The organism is Pedobacter sp. 01N416 (genome assembly GCF_056399685.1).
The window spans coordinates 1-5567 of sequence record NZ_JBFTRT010000322.1; the positions used below are offsets into that span (position 1 = coordinate 1).

At 38.7% G+C, this 5567-nt stretch carries 6 protein-coding genes; 4 read left to right on the forward strand and 2 right to left on the reverse strand.

Annotated features, from left to right (window positions below):
• The first annotated feature begins 150 nt into the window (after window positions 1-150).
• Window positions 151-660, forward strand: coding sequence for a helix-turn-helix domain-containing protein (locus AC1DND_RS17375; protein WP_477583505.1), 510 nt, complete (start codon window positions 151-153; stop codon window positions 658-660).
• A complete protein-coding gene (locus AC1DND_RS17380; RefSeq protein ID WP_477583507.1) occupies window positions 660-1124 on the forward strand; it encodes a protein-export chaperone SecB in 465 nt (154 codons plus the stop codon). Before AC1DND_RS17375 ends, AC1DND_RS17380 begins: the two co-directional genes overlap by 1 nt.
• Window positions 1125-1406: 282 nt before the next feature.
• On the opposite strand, the gene AC1DND_RS17385 is transcribed toward AC1DND_RS17380, so the two are convergent.
• On the reverse strand, window positions 1407-1688 hold the full coding sequence (locus AC1DND_RS17385) for a helix-turn-helix domain-containing protein (RefSeq protein ID WP_090987004.1): 282 nt from the start codon (window positions 1686-1688) through the stop codon (window positions 1407-1409).
• A 348-nt stretch (window positions 1689-2036) separates the two neighbouring features.
• Between AC1DND_RS17385 and AC1DND_RS17390 the strand changes: the two genes are divergently transcribed.
• Entirely contained in the window at window positions 2037-3326 is a 1290-nt protein-coding gene (locus AC1DND_RS17390) for a hypothetical protein (protein ID WP_477583509.1), read from the forward strand.
• Between the two features lie 529 nt (window positions 3327-3855).
• Here AC1DND_RS17390 and AC1DND_RS17395 read toward each other — a convergent pair.
• Window positions 3856-4386, reverse strand: coding sequence for an NAD(P)H-dependent oxidoreductase (locus AC1DND_RS17395; RefSeq protein WP_477583511.1), 531 nt, complete (start codon window positions 4384-4386; stop codon window positions 3856-3858).
• A gap of 99 nt (window positions 4387-4485) precedes the next feature.
• Here AC1DND_RS17395 and AC1DND_RS17400 point away from each other — a divergent pair, with 99 nt between their 5' ends.
• Window positions 4486-4851: a winged helix-turn-helix transcriptional regulator gene (locus tag AC1DND_RS17400; RefSeq protein ID WP_477583513.1), complete on the forward strand. Its 366-nt coding sequence runs from the start codon at window positions 4486-4488 to the stop codon at window positions 4849-4851.
• Window positions 4852-5567 lie beyond the last annotated feature (716 nt).

Genomic DNA, 5567 nt, shown 5'->3' on the forward strand with positions numbered 1-5567 from the left:
ATTTAAAGGGAAAAATAATCCACGAATATATTGTCAAGAACAAACATTAGGAGAGCAAAAAATTTAAAGGGAAAAATAATCCACGAATATATTGTCAAGAACAAACATTAGGAGAGCAAAAAGTGTTTGTTATAATAGCTTGTAGTGTTGTTGCTAAGAAAACAACAAGTTCTGGTCTCTCAAAAAAAGATAAACAAAATATTAGAAGCATATCTAAATATGAATATGACATCAAAGACATCTGAAGAAATAAAAAATAGCTTTAATGAAATTTTATCAATTGATTCAGAACAAGAAGGACTAGAGTTAGAAGCTCAATCATTAGCATTTTCTTTTCTGGCTGAAATTGATAAAGCCATGTGTGAACAGAAGATTACCAAAAAAGCTTTGGCATCATCCATTGGTACATCTGCTAGTTATATTACTCAATTATTTAGAGGAGATAGATTACCAAATTTTACTAACTTGGCTAAAATGAAGGCTGCATTGTGTTTGGAATTTGATATTGAAGTAAGAGATAAAAATTTTATTGAAGATAAATCTTTTGATTTCCCTGAAATTAAACCAAAGGGCTGGTGGTTTTATAAATTTGAGACTGATTATAAAAAGCCACAAAATGATTATGGGGATGTTCAATATGAAGAAACTCAAGCAGCCTAATGAAAGCAAAGCTATCTCCTTTAATATGGTTGAACTTTGCTTTGTTAAAAAGTGAGTTCGATTTTATTCAACCTGCAACAGCCTCAAAGAAGAAACTGGATMCCTCAACTATATTTGAAAAGTATTCTATAGACGTTGATTTTTCAAATAATATCGGTAATGATGGGACTTTTCAAACTTTTACAAAAATAGAAATTAACAGAGAGGCTGATCCTGAAGCTGGCTATAAGATTTTAGTGGAAGGAACAGGGATTTTTCAGATTAAAAGTGATATAGAATTACCAGAAAGTCATATTAAGAATCTTCAAAATTATTCTGCTGTAAACTTACTAATTAATAGACTAAGAACACATATCCTACAAATGACCAGTCTTTCTGTGTTCGGTGCTTACGATTTACCACCAATAGACATAACAGATTTATTCAAGCAGAAAGATGAACAAAATAAAACTCTTAAGGATTAGTTTAATTTTTCTTTAGCTCAATTAGATTAAATATTAAAAGCCCAATCACTGCTGATTGGGCTTTTACTTTTATAGTTATTTCTTCTATTTATTCTTCAATATCTCCACTTTCTCTCTTTCGCTTGCTAATAATCTTTCGTACAAGTCTACAATTTTTTCAATCGTATTAAAGGTGGGCTGATAGTTTAATGAGCTGGCAATTAATGTTGAATGTCGCTATTGGTAATAGTGGCACTTTTTGCTTATTTATCCAAAGCCGGGATCGTTCTTCTTTGGAAAGAACTATCTTTTTTGTTTCCTACTTTTAGCTGCTAATGCTTCTTGCTCTGCAATAGTGTTTAGCTTAACTCCTTTATAAATCGTCTTGGCCATATCGCCAGGCTCAACATCTAGTGCAAGAGCTATCAAGTATAGTTCTTCTCCAGAAAGTTTAGTGCTCGCGTCATTACTTAGTAGGCTTAAGCGAGACTCAGTAATACCCGTCTTTCTGTAAATTTCTGCTTTGTTAGCCGATTTCAAAATTAAGTATTTTCCAAGTTCTGTAAGCTCCGACTTCTTTTTCACGCTGATCGTTTTTTGATAAACATACCATGTGAAAGTTGTACTTAATAATTTTTGTATTTTTCATTTGATTATTTAAAGAATACTTTAGAATATCTAAACTTTTATTGTTATATTCGTGTATAAATTAGGTGTTAATAAAGAGTCTCGGCTACCAAATTCTCACAGTAAACAGCCAACGAGACAATAGATTAATGCCTATGGTGATATTTTGCGTACTTTTAGTGCGCACTATAGCATCATGGGCTCTATTGTAATTCCGTTGGCAAGGCCGTGAGAAGCCCGGTAGATGGTATTTAGAGCCCGCTATAGTGTCTCTTTATACCACAAGACTCGTAAACCCATACGAGTATGATGACTAAACCAATTACAATTGCAGGGAAACCACTTTCGCAGTTTTACAAACTGCCTTTTGAAAAGGGGAGCAGGATATTAAAGTTAGCGGTACTTGAATTGCATAGCACATTTAAGGTGATTAAAAACCCTAACCTGGTAGAAAAGAAATTGCTTTCTTTTAAGCAGGGTTTGTTAATCGTTAATGTTAAGTTGAAAAATGAGGCGCCAGAAAGGGTTTACATTAAGGTAGCATACGATCATCTGTTGGTGAGCTGTAGTGTAGATACTGACGAAACGTACCTGGGGCGTTATGCTTACCATACCTTGCGGGCCATGCTGTGGACGGGGTGCCTCGATTTTAACGCATATTACTGGCCCGAATGTTTCGGGGTGAATACCGAGCGATCTAAATATGTAGATATTATTAAAAAACCTAACGGACCGGAGATTAGATTAAAGAAAAAGTTTATCGGTTTATTTAGGCCTGGTGATTATTTTCCGGAGGTTAAGGAGCGGGTGCTTGTACCGCGGGCAACAGGGGCTAAACACGCCGTTGCTGATTTGGCACCGATGGGTGTTGGCTACTGCTTTGCCAATACAGATCTGCTGAATTTCCACAGCAACCATTATCCTTTTCTTATTCCTTATGTTTATGCTGCCACTGCTTACCTGAAAACGGTAAAATCGTACAAAAGGTTTGTGTTTAATGCGGAAGATGTGGAGGAGATAAGTGTATCGCCACAACAGCAGGAGCTGAACAGCATCTGCTTTGCCATGAAAAAGATTGCTTCAATACGTTTCAGTGCATACGCTGCGCAACCAGAAACCGTGGCTGAAATTAGAAGGATTAATGAGGCTAATCACCTCGAAATTTTTAAGCTATGGAACAAGGCCTTACCGTTATTGGTACAGCAACCTTTTACACACTACTTATATACGTATGGCCTTCGAAATGTCGCGGGCAAGCCAGTAAGGAGGGATATGAAACTGGCTTTTTTCTCGATAGATATTCCTGTTTTAAGCTTTGTGTTAAGGGATAAGGGTGATTATTTTGAATTGCAGCTTAGGCTTAAAGTGAAAGGGAAGCTGTTGAAATTGGGTAGCGATAGCGTTGCGCTGTTTTTGGTTTGCGATCGGGTTAAAACGTATTTGTGGTATTTGCTTGGAGCGGAAATGGATTATAAGTTGGTATGGTTTTTTAGTAAGGTAAATTTTAGGGTACAGGTACCGAAAGGGTATTATAAGGCGCATTTTGAAAGGTATGTTGAGGGGATTGAGCGGTGTTATGTGGTTAAGAGGGGGTAAAGGGGGGATGTTTGGTTATAGTATTACTAATATGATCGTCATTGCGAGGCACGAAGCAATCTTAATGCGTTAGTAATGCATTGCTTTTGCAGGTTTTGCCCTTCGCACAGTCTTGCCTCGGTTAGCCACCGAAGGGCTTTTACTTTTTCCTTGATGAAAAAGTAACAAAAAATCAAGGCTTGGAACTGATGTCGGATAAGCTAGTCGAAACTTTATTTGCAACAGCGGCTAGGAACGAAGAAAAATCGTTCTTGCCTCTGTTTTGGTTCTTTGGGTYAGGGAAAGATTGTGCACAAGTTTCAACTGCTTCTCCTTCCATCATTTCCTAGGCCGGATAGCGAGGTGCAGATTGCAAGGAGCGTATTGCAGGGTGCGGTAATTTGTTTTTTAGTCCTTTCCCTTTCAGGGGAAAGGTGCCGATAGGCGGATAGGGGGTTAAGGCGCTAAAAAGTAACGCTTGTAATCGCGTTCTTTGCGATTCCCCTTTGTGCCCTTTGCGGTTAAGTCACGAACCTCAATATATTTAACTTTACAACGAATCTAAAAAGTCTAAATACAAAGGAATGCTTTCTTCTATCCATTTTTTCGACGTGTTATGCTCCATTCCATAATAAGCAAATGGGGGTTGGTAATCGGCTTTTACATATTGAAAGGAAAGTTCGAACGGACGGGTTAATTCTGCTAATGGGTATTTATATTTTTCTGATGGACGCAGTTCGTGTTCTTCAACGCCCAATGAAATGGCCAGGGCAATTTTCTTGTCAGCCAATTTGAAACCACTTTTGCTCCCATAGGCCCATCCATGAGTGAGTACTTCATCCATCCATTTTTTTAAAAGAGAGGGACAATTGAACCAATAATAAGGGAATTGGAATACAATTTTATCATGTTGTTCAATCAGCTTTTGTTCTGCCAATACATCAATCTTTTCATCAGGATAGGCCTCATACAGTTGATGGACTAGATATTTATCGGGGTATTTAGTTAATTCTTCAATCCACCGCTTGTTGATTAGGGAACTTTTAATATTGGGATGTGTTACGACGATCAATGTTTTCATTTTTACAGATTTTGATGATTATAAAGCGCAAAAATAGATGCATAACCGCTTATTTTGTAAATTAGCCACCAATTGTAAGGTACTATAAAAAATGTAAGCATGTCTAAAATCAAGGAAACCTCAACCAACTATGCTAACAAACAAGCTTTAGCTGATGAGTGTTTAGAAGTTTATGCGGCCAACATTATTGGCGGGCAATGGGCTTTAGTGATCTGTTCGTGGTTAATGAATGGTAAACTCAGATTTGGAGAGTTAAAAAACCGTTTGCCAAATATTACCGAGCGAATGTTAACCTTACAGCTACGTAAATTAGAGGCAGATAAAATTGTTAAGCGAACCATCTACGCTGAAGTTCCGCTACGGGTTGAATACGAACTAACCGCAATTGGCCTCGAATTGAGGCCAATCATTAATGCACTCGAAAGGTGGGGCGTAAAGCATAAAAGTCTGTTAGAGGAGTTTTGACCTGGTTTATTTAAGCGCAGCATCCAAAACGCAATGCGTATCTATTTTATTCGAAGCGCATACCTCGAGGGGTAAAGCGGAAGGTTTGAAAATGATAGGCAGATAGGGGGGTAAGGCGCTCGCTATAACACGGTCGTCATAAGATAGCTATCGGATCCTGCGCAGACGGAACCACGAAGTGCTCAGCGAAGCTAATCTTAAAGCGTTCATAATGCATTGTCTTGGCAGGTTTTGCCCTTTGCGCAGTCTTGCCTCGGCTACCGATGAAAAATCGGTACAGGTCCACCGCCGCCGAGGGGCTCTTACCTTTTTCTTGATAAAAAGGTAACCAAAAATCAAGGCTTGCATCTTTTCTTGTAAAAACCTACGGAAATCTTAATTGCGGCAGTATCGAGGCTCTTACCCTGTCTTATCCGAGCGCACCCGCTTGATCCTGCCTTGGGTTGTGGGGTAACGAGGGGAAGTGCACAGATTTCCGTGCTTTTTCCTGCGAAAATCTGCTAGGCCGGATAGCAAGGTGCAGATAGTATGGAGCATATTGCAGGGTGCGTTAATTTGTTTTTTAGTCCTTTCCCTTTCAGGGGAAAGGTGCCGATAGGCGGATAGGGGTTTAAGGCGCTCGCTATAATACAGTCGTCATTACGGGGTACGACGCAATCTTAATGCGTTCGTAATGCATTGCCTTTGCAGGTTTTGCCCTTCGCACAGTCTTGCCT